General features: G+C 64.1%; 16 protein-coding genes. 7 read left to right on the top strand and 9 right to left on the bottom strand.

Going from position 1 to position 19,871, the window contains the following annotated elements; all coding sequences use genetic code 11:
* Nucleotides 1-505 precede the first annotated feature (505 nt).
* The 3 genes from VMD50_RS07245 to VMD50_RS07235 all read right to left on the bottom strand — a co-directional run bounded on the left by VMD50_RS07245 (nt 506) and on the right by VMD50_RS07235 (nt 6,567).
* Nucleotides 506-2,833, bottom strand: a complete 2,328-nt coding sequence (locus VMD50_RS07245) for a plasma-membrane proton-efflux P-type ATPase (RefSeq protein ID WP_325426283.1) — start codon at nt 2,831-2,833, stop codon at nt 506-508.
* A gap of 144 nt (nt 2,834-2,977) precedes the next feature.
* The gene (locus VMD50_RS07240) at nt 2,978-4,777 is read right to left on the bottom strand and encodes a SulP family inorganic anion transporter (RefSeq protein ID WP_325426281.1); all 1,800 of its coding nucleotides are present in this window, start codon (nt 4,775-4,777) and stop codon (nt 2,978-2,980) included.
* A gap of 605 nt (nt 4,778-5,382) precedes the next feature.
* Nucleotides 5,383-6,567, bottom strand: a complete 1,185-nt coding sequence (locus tag VMD50_RS07235) for an FAD-binding domain (protein WP_414686020.1) — start codon at nt 6,565-6,567, stop codon at nt 5,383-5,385.
* 157 nt (nt 6,568-6,724) lie between these two features.
* Here VMD50_RS07235 and VMD50_RS07230 point away from each other — a divergent pair, with 157 nt between their 5' ends.
* Both VMD50_RS07230 and VMD50_RS07225 read left to right on the top strand, forming a co-directional pair.
* On the top strand, nt 6,725-7,180 hold the full coding sequence (locus tag VMD50_RS07230; protein ID WP_325426279.1) for a SpoIIAA family protein: 456 nt from the start codon (nt 6,725-6,727) through the stop codon (nt 7,178-7,180).
* 1,014 nt (nt 7,181-8,194) lie between these two features.
* A complete protein-coding gene (locus tag VMD50_RS07225; RefSeq protein ID WP_325426277.1) occupies nt 8,195-8,608 on the top strand; it encodes a hypothetical protein in 414 nt (137 codons plus the stop codon).
* Nucleotides 8,609-8,628: 20 nt separating this feature from the next.
* Here the strand turns inward: VMD50_RS07225 and VMD50_RS07220 are convergent, their stop codons facing one another.
* The 5 genes from VMD50_RS07220 to VMD50_RS07200 all read right to left on the bottom strand — a co-directional run bounded on the left by VMD50_RS07220 (nt 8,629) and on the right by VMD50_RS07200 (nt 14,458).
* Complete coding sequence (locus tag VMD50_RS07220; RefSeq protein ID WP_325426275.1) at nt 8,629-9,315, bottom strand: class I SAM-dependent methyltransferase; 687 nt, start codon at nt 9,313-9,315, stop codon at nt 8,629-8,631.
* Nucleotides 9,315-11,726, bottom strand: coding sequence for a plasma-membrane proton-efflux P-type ATPase (locus tag VMD50_RS07215; protein ID WP_325426285.1), 2,412 nt, complete (start codon nt 11,724-11,726; stop codon nt 9,315-9,317). Before VMD50_RS07215 ends, VMD50_RS07220 begins: the two co-directional genes overlap by 1 nt.
* A gap of 233 nt (nt 11,727-11,959) precedes the next feature.
* Nucleotides 11,960-12,442: a nitroreductase family deazaflavin-dependent oxidoreductase gene (locus VMD50_RS07210; RefSeq protein WP_325426273.1), complete on the bottom strand. Its 483-nt coding sequence runs from the start codon at nt 12,440-12,442 to the stop codon at nt 11,960-11,962.
* A gap of 40 nt (nt 12,443-12,482) precedes the next feature.
* Nucleotides 12,483-13,967 carry an alpha/beta hydrolase gene (locus VMD50_RS07205; RefSeq protein ID WP_325426271.1) on the bottom strand — a complete coding sequence of 495 codons (1,485 nt, stop codon included), beginning with the start codon at nt 13,965-13,967 and terminating at the stop codon, nt 12,483-12,485.
* Nucleotides 13,968-13,975: 8 nt separating this feature from the next.
* Nucleotides 13,976-14,458 carry a MarR family winged helix-turn-helix transcriptional regulator gene (locus VMD50_RS07200; RefSeq protein ID WP_325426269.1) on the bottom strand — a complete coding sequence of 161 codons (483 nt, stop codon included), beginning with the start codon at nt 14,456-14,458 and terminating at the stop codon, nt 13,976-13,978.
* 220 nt (nt 14,459-14,678) lie between these two features.
* Here VMD50_RS07200 and VMD50_RS07195 point away from each other — a divergent pair, with 220 nt between their 5' ends.
* Entirely contained in the window at nt 14,679-15,902 is a 1,224-nt protein-coding gene (locus VMD50_RS07195) for an IS110 family RNA-guided transposase (RefSeq protein WP_414686019.1), read from the top strand.
* Between the two features lie 320 nt (nt 15,903-16,222).
* Here the strand turns inward: VMD50_RS07195 and VMD50_RS07190 are convergent, their stop codons facing one another.
* Entirely contained in the window at nt 16,223-16,954 is a 732-nt protein-coding gene (locus VMD50_RS07190; protein WP_325426265.1) for a hypothetical protein, read from the bottom strand.
* A 697-nt stretch (nt 16,955-17,651) separates the two neighbouring features.
* Here VMD50_RS07190 and VMD50_RS07185 point away from each other — a divergent pair.
* The 4 genes from VMD50_RS07185 (at nt 17,652) to VMD50_RS07170 (ending at nt 19,488) form a co-directional block, all read left to right on the top strand.
* On the top strand, nt 17,652-18,137 hold the full coding sequence (locus VMD50_RS07185) for a MarR family winged helix-turn-helix transcriptional regulator (protein WP_325426263.1): 486 nt from the start codon (nt 17,652-17,654) through the stop codon (nt 18,135-18,137).
* A gap of 264 nt (nt 18,138-18,401) precedes the next feature.
* Nucleotides 18,402-18,701 carry a hypothetical protein gene (locus VMD50_RS07180; RefSeq protein WP_325426261.1) on the top strand — a complete coding sequence of 100 codons (300 nt, stop codon included), beginning with the start codon at nt 18,402-18,404 and terminating at the stop codon, nt 18,699-18,701.
* Nucleotides 18,661-19,140 (top strand): DUF732 domain-containing protein, encoded by a 480-nt coding sequence (locus VMD50_RS07175; protein ID WP_325426259.1) that lies wholly within the window; start codon nt 18,661-18,663, stop codon nt 19,138-19,140. Before VMD50_RS07180 ends, VMD50_RS07175 begins: the two co-directional genes overlap by 41 nt.
* Before the next feature lie 105 nt (nt 19,141-19,245).
* Nucleotides 19,246-19,488 (top strand): hypothetical protein, encoded by a 243-nt coding sequence (locus VMD50_RS07170; RefSeq protein ID WP_325426257.1) that lies wholly within the window; start codon nt 19,246-19,248, stop codon nt 19,486-19,488.
* Nucleotides 19,489-19,871 lie beyond the last annotated feature (383 nt).

The following is a 19,871-nucleotide window of genomic DNA, read 5'->3' as shown; positions in this document are numbered from 1 at the left end:
CCCTCAGGTACCAGATGACCGACCAATGCCTCTGCGTCCAGCAGTTCCCGATCCGCCCGCTCCACACCCTGCATGGGCCTATTTTCCCAGTTCAGAGCGATATTCCGGGGAGGCGCGCCGATTATTCAGCGCCCTCCTAGTCGCGCCCTTCTGCAACGCGTCCGCAAAAGTGAACCACTACACTTACTGCTGCTCACAGGTGAGGATTTTCGGCGAGCACACCTGGGGACTTCTGATGAGCGCGATCAGCGCAGTCGTTCCCATTGTTCCTCCTCTCGCGAAGCGCACTGCTCCCACGACAGAAGGCTGGCTGTGCTGGACCGCGCGGCGGCCGATGAGCATATGGTCGTGTTGGCCTTGGCGGACGACGTCGTAGATAGGGTCGTACGCGCTTCGTTGTTCGTCGGTGGTCACGGGGATGCGGGCCAGCCAGCTATGGCGCACGGGTGGGCAAGCCGGTTCGGGACGGACTCGATACGGGCCAATTGTTCATCGCCTCTGTCCGCTACGTCGGCACGTGTGGTGGGATTTGACGCCAGAGGCGGTGTAGCCCAAGGGCTTTGAAGGTTGGGATCTTGAGGTAGTCGGCAGTTACCGCTGCCACGAAAAGCGCGCCGATCGCGATCGCGGCTACGACCTGGGGTAGGGGTGACATTAGCGTGCCGGTCAGCGCCAGGGTCAGCGCGACGGCGAGGTTGGCGCCGGTGGCGACTAGCAGCCAGGTGCTGGGGCGGCTGGTCCAGGCGTGCTCGCGGGCACGGACGAGGTAGATCGTGGCTTGGCTGCTGGCGATGAGCGTGAAGAAGATCAGGCTGCGTAGCTGATTGAGGTCTAGGTGTGGCCAGAGGTCACGGGTGCACCACAATAATCCGACCGAGGCGACCAGCAGCGGGGCGGCGATCACGGCTGCGCCGACGATGATGTGGCGGACATTCCAGCGATCCGGCCGGCGGGCGTAGTCAGCGCGGTCGGTGGTGATGGCCATGCTCACGACGTCGTTGCCCAAAAGCAGCAGCGCCATCAGCAGCGGGGTGAACACGAACTGCTGCCAGGCGAACACGCCGAAGGTCAGAACAAGCGGAACCTCCAGCTTCTTGACGCTGACGTTGAGCGCATAGGTCAGCGAGCGCTGGTGGATGCGACGGCTTTCCTTCACTAGGCCCACGATGTCGGTGAGGCCCTCGAGGGTGAGCACGATCCCAGCCGCCGATTTGGCGACATCGGTGGCGCCGGCCACCGCGATGCCGACATCGGCTTGGCGCAGGGCCGGCGCGTCGTTGACCCCGTCGCCGGTCATGCCCACCGTGTGACCCGCGTCCTGCAGTCGTTTGACGAGTCGGTATTTGTCCTCGGGAAGCACCTCGGCGATCACCCCCGCGCCGAGCGCATCAGTGTTAGCAGCACGCAGCGCGTCGGCCCGCACCGTCGGCCCGGTAATGCCGACCTGAGTGGCGACAGCCGCAGCCGTGGCCGCATTGTCGCCGCTGACCATAACGACCGTGATCCCTAGCTCGCCGAGCTGGTGAATCAAGGCCCCCGCGTCGGGACGTGGCGGGTCGGCCAAAGCGACCAAGCCGAGCTGATGCCAGGAATTCGTATCGTCGGTGGCCGCGACCGCCAGGACCCGGGCCCCGCCAGCCGCCAGCCGTTCGACATCCCGATCCACTGGTTGGCCAGCGAGTTCGGCAATCACCTGGGGTGCGCCCTTGGCGACCCGCACCGTCCGCGAACCCGTCCGCAGGGTGGCTTCGCAGCGTTTCGTGCCCGGGTCGAAGGGCACAAACCCGATGCGGGCATCATGTGAGATGCCCCGCTCGGCGGCCGCGCGCAGAATCGCCAAATCGATGGGATCCTGGGTGGCCTCATCGGAGGCACCCGCGGCCATACGCAGCACATCGTGCTCGGAGGCGCCGGGCTGGGCCGACACGGCAGCGACGGCGAGCCGATTGGCGGTGATCGTGGCGGTCTTGTCCACACACAGCAGATCCATCTCGGCAGCATCGGCCACGCTGGCCAACCGCGCGGTCAAGATTCCCTGCCCGGCCAGACACCGCGCACCCAGCGCGCCAGCCAGCGCGAACGCCGCTGGCAGGGCTACCGGTACCGAGGCCAACAGCAGCACCACCGCAAACGCCACAATGTCCTCGGCGGTCGCACCACCGGCCGCCAGATAGACCGTGCCGGCGATCGCGAGCAGCACGTCGACCACGATGAACACCCGCACCATGCGCAACACCACTGCGGCCAGGTGATCGGCGGCCTCGGCGCTGCGAACCAGCTCCGCGGTGCGCCCGAAATAGGTACGGGCCCCGGTCGCGGTCACTGTTCCGGTCGCCTCGCCGCGCGCGATGATCGACCCCGCGTACACCGTGTCACCGCGGCCGCGCTCCACCGGCACCGATTCACCGGTCAAACTCGACTGATCGACGAGCACATCGCCCATATCGACCCGAACATCGGCGGGCGCTAAATCGCCGACGCGCACGCGCACCCAGTCGCCGTCGACGAGCTCAGCCGCCGGTAACTGCTGCCAGGCGCCGTCGCGACAGACGCGAGCGTTGACCGCCAGCCGGTGGCGCAGCAATGCCAGCGCCGCCGCGGCCCGCTGTTGCTGCACGAACCCCAGACCAGCGTTGAACACCAGCACCACACCCACTATCGCGGCGTCCAGCCACTTGCCCAACACCAGCTCCAAAATGATCGTGGCCTCGAGCATCCACGGCACCGGAGCCCACAGCCCACCCACCACCCGGGAGAGCACGCTTGGCCGTTGCTCGGGCACCGTGTTCGGACCGCGCTCGGCCAGCAACGCCTGCGCTTGGACCGACGTCAATCCGATTAGGGTCACTTCTGACTCCAGGTCAGACCCGATACAGACGTTCTGCGGGGGGTCGTCATCCACAACGATCACGTCCCCAGCGTTCCCTGACCACCAACGCTCACGGGGCGCTCCGAGGTTTCCAACCAGTCCCGACCGTCAATCCGTTGGTTGAGGGCCCCCTAGCTCCTCAAGGCTGGCCAAGGCGATCCGCGTGCTCGTCTCATCCTTGGACAAGGGCCGCATGTGGTCCCATCCCTCGATCACCAACGTCGGACTCTGGTCTTGGCCGCTGAACTCCTCCAGGAAATAACGGAGGGACTCACCCGTCGTGTGATCGACGAGAGGCACACGCGAGCTCAAATGCAGATGCACTGCCTGGGTGTCGTGCGGAAGCTGCCCCAGCTCCCGAATCACGTGGAACAGGTTGAAACACACCAGGGGACCATCCAAGTACAGGTGATAGGTGCCGTCATCGAATTCCCGTTCAGAGACCGGATTGCGGAAGAGACTGAGAAAGCGGACGGCAACACTCGGCTTGGCGGATTCCGTGCCGTTGCGCAGGGTGTGCCAAAGACCCACCAACCACAGGTTCAAGAGCAACTCCAAGACGATGCCAGCGGCGATGCCGATGAGCAGATCCGTCGTCAACGTTACGAACAATGTGACAGAGAAGATGACGAACTGCTCCGTGCCGACCCGCGCGACCCTGAACCACAGCGCGGGCTTACACAACTTGTAGCCGATGAAGACCAGGATGGCGGCCAGAACCGTCAGCGGGACCATGTCGATCAGGTCGCGACCCAGCAGCAGGAACGTCAGCAGGAAGCAGGCGTTATAGAAGTTGGCCCACTGGGTCCGGCCGCCTCCCAGGACATTCGCCGTGGTCTTGACCATGCCGGGGATGATGGTCAAGCCACCGAGCACGCTCGATGCGACGTTGGAAACGCCCATGGCCAGCAAGGTCCGGTCCGGGTTCGACCGACGGCGAAAGGGGTCAATTTTGTCCGCGGCCGCGATCGTCGCCAGGGACTCGGTCGCGTCGATCAAGACCAGGGTGACGACCAGGTAGGCGAGTGGAATCCACAGTGCGGCATGGGCGAACACGTCACCGAAATGGGGGAAGACAACCCCGTGCAGGAGCGAGCCGGGCACATTGATCAGGTAGTGCTTGTCCAGCTTCAGGATGAATGTGCTGACGAGCGTGCCGGCGAAGAACACCCAGACCGGAGGCGGCAGGACCTTCAGCATTCGCCCGGGCAGGACTGACAGCACGAACAGCGCCGCCAGGCACCCGACCCCCAGGGCGAACACCTGGGGGTGCATCGACTGGATATGGTGGGGCGCTTCGCCGAGGATCGCCCAGAATTCGTGGGCTTCGAACTTCACGCCCATAAACAGAGGGATCTGCTTGGCGATGATCATCAGGCCGATCGCGGCCAGCATGCCCTGGATGGCCGCGGCCGGGAAGATGGCGCTGAGGCGGGCCACTTTCAACTTGGCAAGGATCACTTGCAACACGCCCGCGATGGCGATGGCGACCAGAACTAGGGGGTATCCCACTGCGAGCAACTCGGACTTCGAGGCGCCTCCGCCCAGGCGGATGGCTCCCAGTGTGACCATGCCGGCGAATAGGGCCGGCGCCAGTCCCGCGGCCGGGCCGCTGATGGTCACATACGAGCCGCCCAAAAACGGTAGGACAAAACCGGCGATGATCGCCGACGTGATCCCGCAGATCGGCGGCGCACCCGAGGTGATCGCGATCCCCATCGAGAACGGCACCGAGATCATCGCCACCGCGAAACCCGAGCGAATGTCATAGCGCCAGTACCTGAGACCGGCCAGGCCATTGCGGGGCTTTTCGGTCGGAACGGTTAGGTTCTCCCGCGTGGCCGAGCCCCTCTCAACGGCCGCGTGAGAGCGTTGTACTGAACTTCTGCCAAAGGATTCGTGCAGCATTGATCAACTCCATGAGATGAGGGAAATACCGGGCGCGGAACGGACTATCGGGTGACAGTCGTCACGGCCGTATGCTCCTGTTCCCCGCGATCACCATGAAATCCGCGCTGCAAATGTGGACGCCGAATTGCCGGGCCGCCGCAACGATTAACCCCAAGCCGACCCGCGACCGCACCAGCGTGATACTCATCGCGCCTGTCGCGATGATCTTTGCCGCCCCGGCGATCTGCGCAACGAGGGATCGTCGACCGGGTGCAATCGCCTGCCTGGGCCCCTGCCGGTGCCCCGGAATGCGGTGCGGCCACGGCAGTCACGACCAGGGGTCCCGATACCCCGGGAATACACGAGTTGGCATGCGTCACTCCCACCTGTTGGCGCGTGGCCAACCCCGGGGTTACAAGCCATCAGCACCGTCCGGGTTGGATCATCCCGGACCTAGGCGCATGCAACGAGCGCAATTGCCGCATTTACAGCAGGTTATTGCCGCATTCACAGCAGACTGTAAGCTCCGAAGACAAAATTGACGTCCGAGACCATCGACCGGTTGAAACCTGTGCTAGGCGCCGAGATCTGGGCCGCCATTTAGCGGCGGCGGTCGCAGTGGACTACGCGACATACTCGGGCAACGCGATGTCGTCGCGGAATTCGCGCCGGATGACCCAGTCGGCCAGCTGCGGAATGTTGAGCAGTTTGGAGGCCTGGTTGCGGGTCCACAGGCCGAGCACGGTCTTTGGCGCGAACATTGTGGCGAATCCGCGGGCTGACCGCTGCCTGGCCTCAACGATCGGACGCAGCTGGCGTTCATAGCGGTGAAACGCGTCCTGGTAGTTGGCTCCTGCGCGATTGAGTTCGCCCGCCAGTATGTAGGCCTGTACCATCGCCAGACCCGCGCCCTCACCCGCCAGCAAAGAGACCGCAGCTGCGGCGTCACCGATGAGCGCTACTCGCCCGTGCGACCAGTGGTCCATGACGATTTGACTCGCGCGGTCGAAGTACACATCGGAGGTCCCGTCGAGTTTTCGCAGGATCTCCGGGCATTCCCAGCCGGCGTTGTCGAAGACTTGATGCAGGGTGGTCTTGGCCCGCGACACGTTGTGGGGATCGGGCCCGCTCATGTGCTCGGTGGTGAAAACAAAAAGAAACAGCGTCTTTCTGCCGCGCATCGCGAATCGTGCGATCATGCGCCCGGGGGTGGTGTAGGCGAGGTAGACGAGTTCATCACGCGGCTGATAGCCCTCGGCTTCGAATGCCGCGACTCGGTAGCCGAGATCGGTCTCAAATTGAGATTCCGGGCCGAACACCAAATCCCGCACCGGCGAATGGATGCCCCCTGCACCGACGAGCAGGTCGAATTGTCGTGACCGGCCGCGCTCGAATGTGACCCGCACGCCCGAGTCATGTTGCGTGATCGCCGAAACGCTTTCACCGAACAGGGTTTCGACATGGTCGTCGATGGAACGGTAGATCATGGTCGCCAGATCGCCACGGGCCACAGTGACCAACCGGCCGTCGAGGTTCCGCCGAAACACCTCAGCCGAAAAGCCCCCCACCCGTTGCGAATTCTGGTCCACCAGTCGCAGCTCCTGTATCACGTACCCGGTGGCGTGCAATTCTGCGGTAAGTCCCATCCGTTCGGCGACGGCATACCCGCCGCCCCAAAAGTCCACGACATAGCCACCTGTGCGGAGCCGCGGCGCCTTTTCGATCAGTGTCGGCTCGTGGCCGTAGCGCCACAGCCAGTACGCAAGCGTTGGGCCGGCGATGCCAGCACCGACAATGGCGACCTTTATGCACGCACCTCTCCAGCGGATGGAGTCGGGGTTACTATAGCACTATGCAATAGTTGCACTAGGAAGCGAAGGCTCGATGCTCGGGTAACCGGCGCAGCGCGTCGATCTCCCCGTCGACGCTGGAACGGGGGCCGTTGTGGCGAAGAAACTTACGGGCATGCCACCCGGCATTCAGGCGCTGGAGGCCGTCGGGACGGTGACGGCAGCAGATTACCAGCGGGTCTTTGCACCGCTGGTCGATCAAGCGCGACGAACAGGAAGTCGGATGCAGCTGCTCTACCAGTTCGGCCCGGGCTTCCAGCGCATCACGGCCGGTGCCCTGTGGGCAGACACGCGACTTGGGTTGGGCTACTTGCGATTGCTCGATGGCTGCGCTGTCGTGAGTGGCATTGGCCCGATTCGGGCACCAACCCGCGCCATCGGTACCTGGATGCCATTCCCAGTACAGGTGTACGACAACGACGACCGCAATGACGCCGTCGCATGGCTGACCTCGCTACGGGAAGCCGCTGACGTGTCCGCCCACGACATGGCCAAGGCCTACATCGGTGGAGTGGGCGCTGCCCTGGTGAGCCTCGGCGAGCTTGTCATCTCCAAAGATGTCCCGGCATAGAGCTCGTTGATCGCGGCCTTCGGCCACGACTCCACGACGTCGTCACCGAATAGCGCCGTCAAACCGCAGCAATACGCGAGTCCAATCGGTCGAATTCACCGGCAACGACTCGTCCAGTGCCGAACCCACAGGAAGCCTCGACGCGATGTCGCCCGAACCTCGGCTGAAGCACCAAACGAGAGCTATGCCTGGCGTTTTCACCGAAATAGTGCGGCCTGGCAGATTTCCCGTATCGGCTGCGACCCCGGCGACCGGTTCACCCGATCGCCGCCGCGAGACGATTTGCCGACGCATGGAGCGGCGGACATTGAGTTCAACGGCTTTCTCAGCGATGCCCTTGGACGCTGGCGCTCCCACGTTGAGGAGGTCGAGTTGGAATGCATCCGCGGCCGGCCGCGCGTAGGGGTCGACATAGCAACAGTGTTGGAGAGTGACCGGTGATCACCAAACTGGTGGCCAGCGCCGCCATCACGGTTGCGGCTGCGGTGGGGGTATCAGCGCCAGCCTGCGCTGACCCTAGCGCGTTCAGTGTCCTTAGCTGCAGTTGCCCGCAGATGCTACCGAAGGGCGGTCCTGCTGTCACCGAGCAGATAAATCGTGGAATCCAGGACGGTTTGACGGATCTGCGAGGCATCCCAGGCCGGCAGTAACCAGCCTGCGGCGCCCCATCCTCCTAGTCCAAGATTGCGATCACGCTGACGATAATTATTGCGTTAGGCAATAGTTGCTGTAGTATCTGATGGGTGCCCGCAATATCGTCGATTGCCTTACGTCAGATTGCGGTGGCCTTCAACGACGTGCCATCCGGCGCGGAAATGAGGGGATCGTGAAGAACGTGCAGTCACCGGAATGATTAGCCGTGGCTCGAATGGCTTTCCGCACTGTGGTTTGCCCCACTCAGTGGTTGCTCGTTGTTCGGAGTAGTCATTGTTTGAGGCACTTGGTGTTTGGGGCTACCCATTGTTTGGCGCGCCTTCGAAAGCAGGAACTTTCCCACGCGGACGGGGTTTGGAGATGACAGTTGCACGTACGCGGTCACACAGGCGGGTCTTATCGGCGTTGGCTGGCGGCATCGCACTGGGAGGCGCGATGTTCGGTCATGCCGTCCTGTCAGCACCGCCGGCGTCGGCAGCCTGCACTATGAGCAACGCAGATGATCAATACGTCCACCTGCTGGCTATGAACAGCATGGTTCACACGGCCGATTTCGACGATTGCAATATGATCGCCGAGGGGCGGTGGTTCGCCGATCAGGTCCGCACATCAGCCGATCCGTACAGAACCGCCAAAAACCTCGTGAAAATGGTGACCGACACGACGCCGATGAACTCGAAACAGGCTGAGTGGGAGGTGGAGTCCGCGATTTATGTCTACGCCCCGCAGGTAATCCCCAAGATCAAGGATGAAGCCGCCCAAGTCGCCGCATGACTCTCACAGAGGACGGGCTGTCACTTGCGGGCGGTGGCGATAAGGAGCTGGCAGGGAACGCCCCAGGACTCGATGACGACGTTCTCATCAACATTCCAGCTGTCCGAATCGAAGAGGCGTCGCAGGTCTATGGGCCGGCATCCGCCCACGAGTCGAGGGGCGACTCGCGAAATTCCGTGCCAGCCGCGCGATATCAGTCGTGCCAGAGTCGACTGTCCATGTGTGAGGCTGGTCAGACAGGCCAGGCCGCCGGGGATGAGAACACGGTGGGCCTCATCGATGACCTGTGCGGCGTAGTCGTGTTGAAGAAGATCAAAGACGTAGGCAGCGATGAACCTGTCGGCCGAGCGGTCAGCCGCCGGCAGCGGCAGCGTGCCGTCGGTGTGAAGGACCGTAGCCCGATCGGCGAAGGCGGTGAGGCGTCGACGGGCGAGCTCGACCATCCGCGTGCTGACATCCACACCAAGGTAGGTGCACGTTGGCGCAAGGTGGTCGCTGAGCAGGCGCTGGGCCAAGCTGCCGGTCCCGGGGCCTAACTCGAAGACCGAAGTCGCGGTCTCAAAACGGCCGGTGGCGATGAGCCGGTCAAGCGCGGGTCGTTCAAATGCGTTTTGGGTGTCTTGGAACCGGCCGATCCTGTCATAGACATGCGCCGCGATGTGCGGCGAAAGCCCGCCGCCGTCACGATTCACCGACTTGCCGTCCACTAATTCACCTGGTAATCGGGTTTCGCAGGTTCACGGGATCGGCGGTGGTCGAGCCAATAGTAGGCAGCGAGTTTGATCCGGTCATTGAATAGGAACCACACCACCGCGTAGGCCCACACGAGGCCTGCCCACCGCCATCCCAGCGGGGTCATCGCCACCCCGTAGACGGAGATTAGGGTGGCGATCGTTTGCGCTGTGATGACGGCGCCCAGCAGCAGTGGCGCGGGTGCGGGCCGTGACCAGAAGGGGCCGCGGGTGCGGGTGAGGAAGATGGTCAGCTGACCGGCCACCGACAACTTGAGGTAGATCAGCGTGCGGATCATGTCGTGGCTGAGACCAAAGACCTTGTCGGCGAGGAAGAAAAGCACGAAGGTCGCAACGACACCAATTACCCCCAGCACGGTGGCGATGGTCAGCACCACGCGCATGTCCCACTTGACGGGCTTGGGTGAGCCACGTACGTGGTCGTATGCGATCGACAAGATCGCGCCGTCGTTGAGCAGCGCCAGAAACACGATCATCACGGCAGTGACCGGGAAGAAATTCATGAACACGATCGCCAGGGTGATCAGCAGCAGCACCCGGATGGTTTCGGCGATGCGGTAGGTGGCATAACTGGTCAGGCGGGCAAAGATTTCGCGGGCCTGCCCGATCGCGGCCACGATGACCGACAATCCCGGTGCCAGCAGGACGACGTCGGCCGCGGCCCGGGCCGCATCAGTGGCTCCGGCCACCGCGATGCCGGCGTCAGCCTGTTTGAGCGCGGGAGCGTCGTTGACGCCGTCACCGGTCATGCCGACGATGTGCCCGCGGGCCTGCAACAGCTTCACGATGCGGTATTTGTGTTCGGGAAAGACTTGCGCGAAACCGTCGGTGGCTTCCACCCGGGCGCCCAAATCGTCGTCGCCAGCCGCGATGTCAAGGGTGGCGGCATCCAGGATCTGCTCACCCAGGCCGACCTGACGGGCGATCTCGCGGCCGATGGCGACCTGGTCACCGGTGACCATCTTGACCTCGATGCCGAGTTCCTTGGCCGCGCTGATGGTAGCCGCGGAGTCCTCGCGCGGCGGGTCGGCCAACCCCAGCACGCCCATCAGCCGCCAGGCACCGTCGCCGTCCGTCCTGGCCACACCGAGGGATCGGTACCCGTGGATAGCGAAGCGGTCGACCACGTCAACGACCTGGGTGGTGGCGCCATCACCGTCACACAGGGCGGCGATGACCTGGGGTGCGCCCTTGCTGACCCGAAACGTCTGACCGTCCGAGTCGCGCACCAGCGCTTCGGTGCGTTTGCTGACAGGGTCGAAAGGGATGAACTGGTCCACCGACGCCGCGGGTTGTTGACCTGCGGCGGCCAGCACCGCTAGATCGATGAGGTCGTTGTCTTCGGCGCGCGAGGCCAACGCGGCAACCATCAGCAGCTCGTCATCGGAGATACCGTGGACGGCCCAGCGGGCGGCGACTGCCAGGCGGTTCTGGGTCAGAGTGCCCGTCTTGTCCGAGCACAATAGATCGATGCCGCCGAGTTCCTCGACCGCGGGCAGGTGGCTGACCACGGCCTGCTGACGCGCTAGCTGGCGTGCACCGATGGCCATGGTCACCGACAAGACCGCGGGCAGCGCCACCGGGATCGAGGCGATCGTGACCACCAGTGCGAACTCGAGGGTCTGCAGCACGGGGTTGCCCCGGACCAGCGAGACCACGACCGTCAACGTCACCAAGGCGACCGCGATGACGATCAGGTAGTTGGCGATGCGCAGCACGGCGCGCTGAAAGTGGCTCACGGTGCCCGCGGTCTCCACCAGCGCGGTGGTCTTGCCCATATAGGACGATGCCCCGGTGGCACACACCAGCGCGTCAGCCTCCCCGCGCACCAGCACCGACCCCGAATACAAACTCTCGCCCTGTCCGCGGCTGACCGCGAGCGATTCGCCGGTCATCGCCGACTGATCCACTTCCAGCGTGACGTCGTCGAGCACCCGCAGATCGGCCGGCGCCACATCACCGAGCCGCACCCGTACCACATCGCCGGGCACCAGCTCGCGCACCGCCACCGTTACCCACGCGCCGTCGCGCAACACCCGCGCCGAGGACGCCAGCCGTTGCTTGAGCGCGGCAATCGCGTTGGCCGCCTGGTGTTCCTCAGCGTAGGCGACCAGTCCGTTCATCGCCAACAGCACCCCGATGATCAGCGCGTCGGTCCAATGCCGGGCAGCCAGGGACAGCAGCAGTGCGACCTCGATCATCCACGGGATCGGCGCCCAGAAGTAGCCTAGAAAGACCAGTATCGGGTTGTGATGCTGCTCGGCGATCTCGTTGGGCCCGTAGCGCTCTAGCCGCGATCGCGCCTGTGCCGACGTCAATCCCTGTGCCGAGCTGTCCAGCTCAGTCAACGCCTGCGGCAGCGGCATGCTCGCCAATTCGTCATTCGTCTGCACCGCTATCTCCTTCGGCTTCGGCTTACCGCGAGTCAGCTTCTGTCGTGCGTGCAGAACCAGGCGAGCCGAGGAGACTTGCGTGGTGCTGGCAGCAACCAGTCCCGGGTGCGCGAAAGCGGTTCGAGGCCATGGCTATTGCCGCGACCTGATCGCTGAAGTCGTCGCAACGGTCCCGGCGGCATACCCGGCGGCATAGCGGTGGGACCTTAAACTTCGGCCCGGGGGACGAACCGGACGAAGGGCAACTGTTGTGCGACGGCGCGGAAGTCTGCGTCTGATCCGTCGACGGAGAATCCCAGTACGCGGGGCAGCACGTACTTGGCCACAGTGCGATGCCGTGACCCGTAGCGGACAAAGACTTGTGCTCCCTCCTCCTTGTCCAGCGGTATGGCCGTCACGGGTATCGTCCGCGTCCCCACCTGGATGCTGACCTCGGGGGTGTGCAGGATGTTGCGGTACCACGCGGCAGTAGGTCCCCACCCCGAGGCGACGACATAGGTGTCGCCGTCGTGCTCGGCAACCTCGAGGACGGTCTGTCGGGGCTTGCCGGAGACGCGGCCGACGTGGTTGAGCAGGAGCAGGCGGCTGCCGAACAGCCACCCGAGCCTGAGCCGATAAAGGTGGATCGGCATCCGGAACAGGAGCCGGGTTAATCCGGCCGGTGGCTGAATGTTCTTGACAACCTTCATGATTGGTGACCTCCTTCTTGTGGCCGGGCGGGCTGCCCGCTCAGCGACTCGACTGAAACTGGGTGCGTTGGTTATCGGGCGACGCCTGTCGATCAGGGGTGTGCGCAGCCGGCGTTGCGGAGACCGTCCGGGTGGGTGAGACCAATTCGGGCTTGAGTCCTGGCAACGGAACCCGGGGCACTCCCGGGGTGCCCAGCCGCCCGGCCAGCCACGGCAAGGCGTCGGCGAACGCTTGGGCCGCAAACGGCCAGTCGTGTCTGCCGGGTTGAGTAACGACGGCGCATCGGATGCCGTGTGCGCTGCCGACCGTACACAGCGAGTTGGCGGCGAAGTCTTGGCCTTCAGGATTGGCGACGGGGTCGTGGGCGCCGACCGCAACCGCGCCGATCTCGGCCGCCGTGATGGAGCGGGCGTGGGGGGCGCCGGGGATGTCGAACCAGCCATATACCCCGCTGTAGCGTTGGTGACGGGCGATGACGGTGGTCGGGTCGAACGCGGCGTAGGAGTTGGCGTTGCCGCCAAACAGCGTGGCAATGGTGTGCGACCTGGTTCCCAGATTGGGGCCAGCGTCGCCCGCAATGTCGACAAAAGCGCTAAAGATATCCGGGTGCATCACCGTCAGGTCGACAGCGCAGGTGCCGCCCATCGAGAAGCCGACAATGCCCCAGTTGGCCCGCTCAGCGCTGACCGAGAAGTTGGAGATCATGTAGGGCACCACATCTTGGGTCAGATGGTCGGCGGCGTCGCCGCGGGGGCCGTTGACGCATTCGGTGTCGTTGTTGAATGCCCCGGTGGCGTCGACAAACACCAGCACCGGAGCGTAGCCGTGGTGCGCGGAGGCGAACGCGTCGACGGTGCGTATCGCCTGGCCGGCGCGCAGCCAGTCGGCGGGGGTGTTGAAGTCAGCGCCGATCATCATCACGCCCGGCAACCGGGGAGGGGGTCTGCTGGCGAACCAGGCCGGCGGCAAATACACCAGTTCGCCGCGGTGGGGGAACTTCGACGCATCGGCGGGGATGCGCACTGGCAAGACCACCCCGTTGGCCAACCGCACACCCGTCAGCTGCCGCGCGGTCACTGCGGCGCGATCGGTCTGGTCGGGCAGTGGGCCGGCGGTCAGCTGATTCCAGGCGGCATACACCGTGGGCAGATAGCCAACCCACACGTTGACCGCGAGCAAAACGCAGAGCACACACAACAGCACCGCAGCCACCGCCGTGCCGCGCCGCCACCACCGCGTGCCGCGCCAGCCCAACACCACCACCCCCGCCGCGAGCCCGGCCGCAGCGATCCAGACCCATAACAGCGGCGGCGCCGGATCACCGGCCACCCCCAAAAAGCCGAGATACCAGTGCGCCCACCCCGCCAGCACCACCCCGCCGGCCACCATCACCGGCAGCCACAGCAGCCGCCAGCGCGGTGAGCGCCAGCCGATCGCGCACACCAGCACCACCGCGGTGACCACCTGCACCGCCACCGGTAACCACCCATGGATCAGCGACAGCTGCGAAATATCGGCATACACGAGCCGACCTACAAGCCGGTGTCGAGGTAAGCGTGAGGCTCGTCCCCCGCGGTGGTAAACGCGGTCAACGCGCGCACCAGCCCGCGCCGTTCCCGCAACGGCATCTTATCCACGATGCGAGCGATCTCACGGCGCCGATGCGCGGTCACCTGCTGCACAACCTCACTCCCGTGTGCGGTCAGCTCGGCCACCAGCTCACGGCGGGAGTCGGGGTGTGGACGGCGGTCGATCAGCCCGGCGCTCGTGAGCCGGTCGACCATCCGACCGGTGGGGGACGGCCCCACACCCAGCCAACCGGCCAGCGTGGCCAGATTGACCCGACCCCGACTGGACAAGATCACCAACGTCCGGAACTGCGGAATGGTGATCGTCTCATCGACCAACGCAATCGACCGAGCCGAGACAGCCACCAGTAACCGCGACGCGGTCAACAGTGCGTCAGTGATCGCATCCACCGACTCCCCGGCCGCCGCCGCGTTGTCAACGGTCATCGTGTCCTTACCTTTCTTGCAGGGTGTTCGTGGCCGATGGCCTTAGGCTTCGAGTTGCCCAGGGACGTCGGGTATGGCTTTCATTTTGTTGCCGTCGGTGATGGCCGAAGGAGATTGGCCGCCTGGGGTCCCGCGATGACTCGACCGCTAATTGAGAGATGCGATTTGATCGCTGTGTAAGGACACGCCGGCGTGGTCGTCTGCTGGGTTGATGGCACCTATGACGAGGACGGAGGTGGTTGTGGCGCAACAACTGTGGGCCGGTGTCGACGCCGGAAAATCTGAGCATCACTGCGTGGTCATCGATGCTGACGGAAACCGACTTCTGTCCCAACGTGTCCTCAACGATGAGACAGCGCTGCTGGAATTGATCACGTCGGTGACCACGCTTGCAGATGGGGGCGAGATCACCTGGGCGATCGACCTCAACGGTGGTGGGGCCGCGTTGTTGATCTGCCTGCTGATGACCGCTGAGCAGCGGCTGCTCTACATTCCCGGCCGCACGGTCTATCACGCGTCGGGCAGCTACCGCGGCGAGGGTAAGACCGACGCCAAGGACGCTGCGATCATCGCCGATCAGGCCCGGATGCGCCGCGACCTGCAACCGCTGCGCACCGGTGATGACATCGCGGTAGAACTGCGCATCCTCACCAGCCGACGCACCGATTTGGTGGCCGATCGCACCCGAGCGATCAATCGGCTGCGCGCCCAGCTGCTGGAGTACTTTCCCGCCCTGGAACGCGCCTTTGACTACAGCAAGAGTCGGTCCGCGCTGATCCTTCTCACCGGCTACCAAACCCCTGATGGACTGCGCCGCGCCGGCGCTGCTCGGCTGACGGACTGGCTGCGCAAACGTAAGGCCCGCAATACCGATGCCATCGTGGCCAAAGCCCTTGCGGCCGCCAACACCCAGCACACCATCGTGCCTGGACAACACCTGGCAGCCACCGTGGTGGCTCGCCTGGCTAAGGAGGTGATTGCCCTCGACATCGAAATCAGCGACACCGAGACGATGATCGAGGAGCGATTTCGCCGCCACCGCCACGCCGAAATCATCTTGAGCATGCCCGGATTCGGCATCATCCTCGGCGCTGAGTTCATCGCCGCCACCGGCGGCGACCTCAGCGTCTTCAATTCGGTAGATCGCCTCGCCGGCGTCTCCGGGCTGGCACCGGTACCCCGCGACTCCGGACGCATCAACGGCAACCTCAAACGCCCTCGACGCTACGATCGCCGACTCTTGCGCAGCTGCTACCTGTCGGCCCAAATCGCCATCCGCACCGACCCCGCCTCGCGCACCTACTACGACCGTAAACGCGCCGAAGGAAAAACCCACACCCAAGCTGTGCTCGCTCTGGCCCGCCGCCGCCTCAACGTGCTGTGGGCAATGCTGCGCGACCGCAAGCCATATCAATCCACCGCAACTACTCCTGCGGCGGCTTGACAACTTCATTGAGAATCTCCTTCTCGCGAGCCGATAGCGCGGCCCGACACACCGTATCTGCCGACTCCAATAACATATCTTACTGCAAGTATTGCCTACTGCTACTGTGGCGCCAGTAATAGTCGACCCGTCGAGAAAGACCGCGACTGCGGTGTTATGCGTGCGGGAAAGCAGAGCCAGGGTGGACAGCAGGTCGAGCTGATCGCAATGCTGCAATGTGATTGGCCCGCATTGTAAGTCGACCCCTTGAATGACGGCGGTGTTCAGTTTGTTGGGTCCGCTGGATCGTCTCGACGGTGAAGTGGCACCGTGCTGCGGCGTCAGGGTTCGGTTTTTCGGTGGTGGGGGTGTGCTCGATATTCCGGGGATTGTTTGCCCCGCATGGGAAAACGTCGGGCCGTGCCGTAGGCGATGAGGTATAGCAGCGCGAAGCTTCCTGCGGTGATGAGTGATGCGATGGCGAGCTGGAGGTGTTGGCCGCGGGCTATTGGGTAGTCCCAGCTGGCGTCGCAGTAGCCGGTGATGATTGTCAGCAGGGCAAGAAAGCCCGCTCCTCCCGCCGCGGGTGCGGCCTTGCCGTCGCCGAACAGGAAGGCGCCCACGTTGACGGCGGCGATGCCCGTGATCACGACGAGCGCCCACCAGACCGTGACGTGGCTGAGCGTCCCGTTATCGGAGTCGGGAGCGGAATCGATCAGTGGGTCGGCCAGCTGGGCGGGCGCGTCGTGCTGGTGGGGCGCACTGTCGTCCATGGTGGGCGAGTCCTCGGGGTCGGGCTGTCGGTCACCTATGGTGAACGCATAGATTTTCCCGCCGATCTTGATGTAGGGCGTGGATAAATAGGCGATGAGCGTCATCGTGGCGAACAGCATGACCGCAATCCCTACCGCGTTTTTCAGGTTCGGGTAAACCATCAAGACACCGGCGAAGGCTGCGAGGCCCGCACCGGCCCAGTAGAGGTGTCGCTGTGTGCTACGGCTGAGGCTGAAGAAGCCAAGCGTGAGGCCCGCAACAAAACACAAGATGATGACGCCAAGAAAAAGGTGCTGCACGTTATTTGCCTAACGCCCATATCATTGCCTCGTCGTCGCCGAATGCGCCCGCGATTGCGCCGAGGAATCCGGCAATCAGGCTGCGTTCAGGTCCAACGAATGATCCCCACAGCGCGCCGGCGGCCGCGCCTCGGGCGATGCCTCCCAGGGTGCGGCGGCCGAATTGTGCGGCGGCCGGACCGACGGGTGCTCGGTGGGCGACATCGCGGCTGGTGATGACCGCGTCTAACCCGACGCCGGCAATGGTGAGCGTCCGCCCGAACGCCTCGAGGGCCGTGGCGTTGGATTCCGACCATATCGGGACGTCTCCCCAATGTCGGCCGCCCGGCAGGGCAGCTCCGTGAGATTCGGCGCCGCCCCCCTGGGCGCCGCCATAGCCGGGCGGCGCGTAACCATTCACACCCGCGACATCGCTTTCTGCGCAATACCTTTCTGCTGTTCGGAACGCGTTGAAGCCGGCCAGCGTAGGTATCTTGTCCAGGTCGATGCTCGTACGGGTCTCCTACAGAGGGGTAGGGCTCTTCTGCGACGTCGTCGTCGCAGCCCGATCACCCTTTGTAGCCATAGTAGTACTAGGAAATAGTGTCCCTGCTATAGCAGATGCCTGCTAGACTGCTGGATGGAAGCTGTGAGAATCCTATTGACTTAGCTGCTCAACAAGGCAGGCAAAGGACCGAACACGAAGTCGGACACTGGAATGACGGGCACCCAAAGCGCGGCGGCGACCGAGGAGTCGGTGGACGTGATCACCGACGCACTGCTGACCGCATCGCGGTTGCTGGTGGCCATCTCGGCTCACTCGATCGCGCTGGTCGACGAGACCATCACCATTCCGCAGTTCCGGGTCCTGGTAATCCTGTCGGATCGGGGTCCGGTCAACCTCGCCACGCTGGCCGCTCTGTTGGGCGTGCAACCGTCGGCCGCTGGTCGGATGGTGGATCGACTCGTCAGCGCAGGGCTGATCGACCGCCAACCGCACCCCAGCTCACGCCGCGAGCTGCTGGCCGCGTTGACTTCACGCGGACGTCAGGTCGTACGGAAGGTGACCTCGCACCGGCGCGCTGATATCGCTCGCATCGTCGAAAGAATGCCGCCGTCAGAACACCAGGGGTTGGTGCGCGCCCTTACCGCGTTTGCCGCCGCCGGGGGAGAGCCGGCCCCCTGGCTGGACGTGGTCTCGTAGCTCATCCAGTCCTTCAATGCGCGATCGCGGTACCCCGTTCGCGGTCGTGCGGTGGGTCGCCCAGCGATTGGTCGTGATGAGGTCCAAGACCCCATCACCAACGCCAGCGCTGAAACGTAACGATCACGAAAAGGCCACCCAGTAAAACGATTGCAACCGGCCCGCCCACGGATCACCGAAGGCGGGCGTGTTCGTGCCCTGACAAGGCTCCTAGACGGCTGTACCATGACATTAGAAACAATTGCCCTGGTGAAGGGAAACCATATGACTGCCGACATCCCGCTCCCAGCTGGCGCGATCACCGCCGATGATTGGCACATCGGCGGCCGCCGCAACATCACCCGCACATTCCACGGCACGAAGCGCGGCAGGTTCGAAATCTTAGGAGAGCAAGAGTATTTCGGCGGCATCGTGCGCAGTCGGCACGCGACAGTCGACGTTGACGTTGCCGACATGTTCGACTCGGCTGCATTGCGGCGGTTAGCGGCGAACGCACTGGCGACCGCCGACGAGCTGGAAGCAGTTGAGCGACGAGGTCACCCAATCGTGCATAGCGCGGGGTGATGAGCTCGACGAGCCGCGTGCCGGCGGGCGTGGAGTCATCGCGATGGCTGTCCTGGCAATGCTGGCGCTGGCGATAGCGGCCGTGGCCGCCGCGGTGGTGATATTCATGTCATCCAGGCCCCGAGCGGGCCATTATTCGATCCGCCCCGCATCTGTTGAGCAGTTGCCACCGATGGCGACGACGCCACCACCGCCGCCGCGGCCGCTACCAGCAGGCGCTAATCAGTTCGTTGCGGCGCTCATCAACCACGGCACGGACGTCGCGGACAGTAATGTTGCGGTCCACAACGCCCACGGGGTTTGCGATTTCCTGGGCAATGGGTTCACGCTGGGCGAGGTTGCCCGCGCGGTACGGCCGAAGCTGCGTTACACGGCCGCGCAGGCGGCGACATTCGTGGATCTGTCAATCGACTACTACTGCCCTGAGTACCGGGCGTAGGCATGGAAACTGGGCGCTCGTCGAGCCACGGCTAGGTACGCCAGACTTATTGGCTTGTGTCACGGTTCGTCTCCCCGAACGGCAGTCGGGTGGAACGATCTCTTCATGCGAGACTGCCAGGCTGCCCAGGCGGTGGAGTTGGTCCGCGCGTTGCGGGATCAACTGCACTCCATGACCACCCGTTTAGCCCGGCTGGAACGCCAAGATGTCACCGGCGGGAATGGCCGCGCGGTGCGGATGGAAGCCGCCGAGCTGCGCCGAGACATCAAAGAAGCACAGGCTCTCATCGATCAGCTACAGCGCCGCTACCATGTTGTGCTTCTGCTAGCTGCCCGCTACTCAGAGTAGGTCGAGCCGCGCCCGCTTGAAATCACGAGCAGGCTTGAGCGGATTGCGTCACACACTGCAGTGCCCGCGGTGCGATGTGCTCCAATGCCCTTACATGGCAACATTTCTCAGGCAGCCAGCCAACTCGCCAGCTGGCCTCACAATCGCGACACGTGCGGATCAATCGGCCCAAATCGTGTAGCGATCGCCGCGGCCGCTGCACGCTGCGGCGTATGCCGTGGGCGTCCCTGATAGGCGCGCGTCCCTAGGACGGCGCTGAATAACTCGTCCAATGCTGGGCGTGTCTGACGGCTGCGCCCTGTGTGGCGTGTGATGATGTTGTGGTGCAAGGGATTTCACGGTCGGATCGGGAGTTGTTGGACGCGCAGGCGCTGGTCGGGGAG

Origin of the sequence: Mycobacterium sp. (assembly GCF_035506235.1) — a bacterium.
In the GTDB taxonomy this organism is placed as follows: domain Bacteria; phylum Actinomycetota; class Actinomycetes; order Mycobacteriales; family Mycobacteriaceae; genus Mycobacterium.
Note: the sequence above shows the minus strand (reverse complement) of the source record. Positions and strands in the feature narration are given on the sequence as shown.